Source organism: Streptomyces sp. SM1, from assembly GCF_002910825.1.
GTDB classification, from domain to species: Bacteria; Actinomycetota; Actinomycetes; order Streptomycetales; family Streptomycetaceae; genus Streptomyces; species Streptomyces okerensis.
The window spans coordinates 1-1,802 of the sequence record NZ_NEUB01000202.1 but is presented as its reverse complement, the minus strand read 5'-3'; the positions used below and the strand labels follow the sequence as shown (position 1 = coordinate 1,802).

Genomic DNA, 1,802 nt, shown 5'->3' with positions numbered 1-1,802 from the left:
GGCGTGGTCGCGGTGACCGCGGCGGCAGCGGCGCCGTGGGTGCCGGTCTGGTCCGGAGTGCCGGTGTCGGCCGGGTCCGGGGCGGGCACGACCGCGATGAAGGGCGCCTGCTCGATGATCGCGTGCGCGTTGGTCCCGCTGATACCGAACGACGACACGCCCGCCCGGCGCGGGCCCCCGGTCCGCGGCCACGGGGTGTGCCCGGTGAGCAGCCGGATCGCGCCGCCGGACCAGTCGACGTGCGGGTTCGGCGCATCCGCGTGGAGGGTGCCCGGGAGTTCGCCGTGTCGGATGGCCAGCACCATCTTCATCACCCCGGCCACCCCGGCCGCGGCCTGGGTGTGCCCGATGTTCGACTTCACCGAGCCGAGCCACAGCGGCCGGTCCGCGGGGCGGTCGGGCCCGTGGACGGCTTGGAGGGCCTGCGCTTCGATGGGGTCGCCGAGCCGGGTCCCGGTGCCGTGGGCCTCGACCGCGTCGATCTGGTCGGCGCGCAGCGCGGCGTCGGCCAGCGCGGCCCGGATGACCTGCTGCTGGGAGGGTCCGTTGGGGGCGGTGAGCCCGTTGCTGGCGCCGTCCTGGTTCACGGCGGTGCCGCTGATCAGCGCGTGGACGGGGTGGCCGTGGCGCAGGGCATCGCTGTGGCGCTCCAGCAGCAGGACGCCGGCGCCCTCGCCCCAGCCGGTGCCGTCCGCCTCGGCGGAGAACGCCTTGCAGCGTCCGTCGGCGGCGAGTCCGCGCTGACGGCTGAACTCCACGAAGAGCTTCGGTGTGCTCATCACCGTTACCCCGCCCGCGAGAGCCTGTTCGCAGTCGCCGCGGCGCAGGGCCTGGACAGCCAGGTGCAGCGCCACCAGGGACGACGAGCACGCGGTGTCCACGGTGAGCGAGGGCCCCTGGAGGCCGAGGACGTAGGAGAGCCGTCCGGACAGCACGCTGGCCGTGTTGCCGGTCAGCAGGTGGCCTTCGGAGATGCCCTCGGCGCCCTCCAGCAGGGCGGAGTAGTCCTGGCCGTTGGTGCCGATGTAGACCCCGACCTGGCGGTCCTTCAGCGCGGTCGGGTCCTGTCCGGCGCGCTCGACGGCCTCCCAGGCGGTCTCCAGGAGCAGCCGCTGCTGCGGGTCCATGGCCAGGGCTTCGCGGGGCGAGATGCCGAAGAACTCGGCGTCGAACTCGGGGACGGCGTGCAGGAAGCCGCCCTGCCTGCTGTACGTGGTGCCGGCCCGGTCGGGGTCCGGGTCGTACAGGCCCTCGGTGTCCCAGCCGCGGTTCGAGGGCCAGTCGCCGACGGCGTCGGTACCTTCGGACAGCAGCTGCCAGAAGTCCTCGGGCCGGGTGACCCCGCCGGGGAAGCGGCAGCCCATGCCGACGATCGCGATCGGCTCGCCGCGGCCGGTCTCCGCGGTGCGGTGCGCCCCGGTCGCGACGGGAGCGGCGGTCTCCTCCGGCGCGTCCGGGAGGCCGAGTTCGGCGAGCAGCCGGCCGGCGACGGCCGACGGGGTGGGATGGTCGAAGAGGACGGTGGCGGGCAGGGCGAGTCCGGTGGCGGTGGCGAGCCGGTTACGCAGTTCCACGGCGGTCAGCGAGTCGAAGCCGAGCGCGGAGAACGCCTTGGCGGGCTGGACCGTGTCAACGTCGGGATGGCGCAGGACCGCCGCGGCGTGGGCGCGTACCAGCTCGGTGAGGGTCCGGACCCGGTCCTCGTGGCGGGGCAGTACGGCGACCTGCTGCCGCAGGGCGTCGGCGCCGTGGGCTCCGTCGGCGGAGCCGCCGTCCCGGGCCGGCGGTGCGCCGGTGTCGGG

Annotated in this window: 1 protein-coding gene; it reads right to left on the bottom strand. The window is 75.1% G+C overall.

Translation table 11 applies throughout. The annotated features are described in order from the left end of the window. The coding region (locus B9S61_RS04655; protein WP_146064710.1) for a beta-ketoacyl synthase N-terminal-like domain-containing protein at positions 1–1,802 on the bottom strand (1,802 nt) is incomplete at both ends.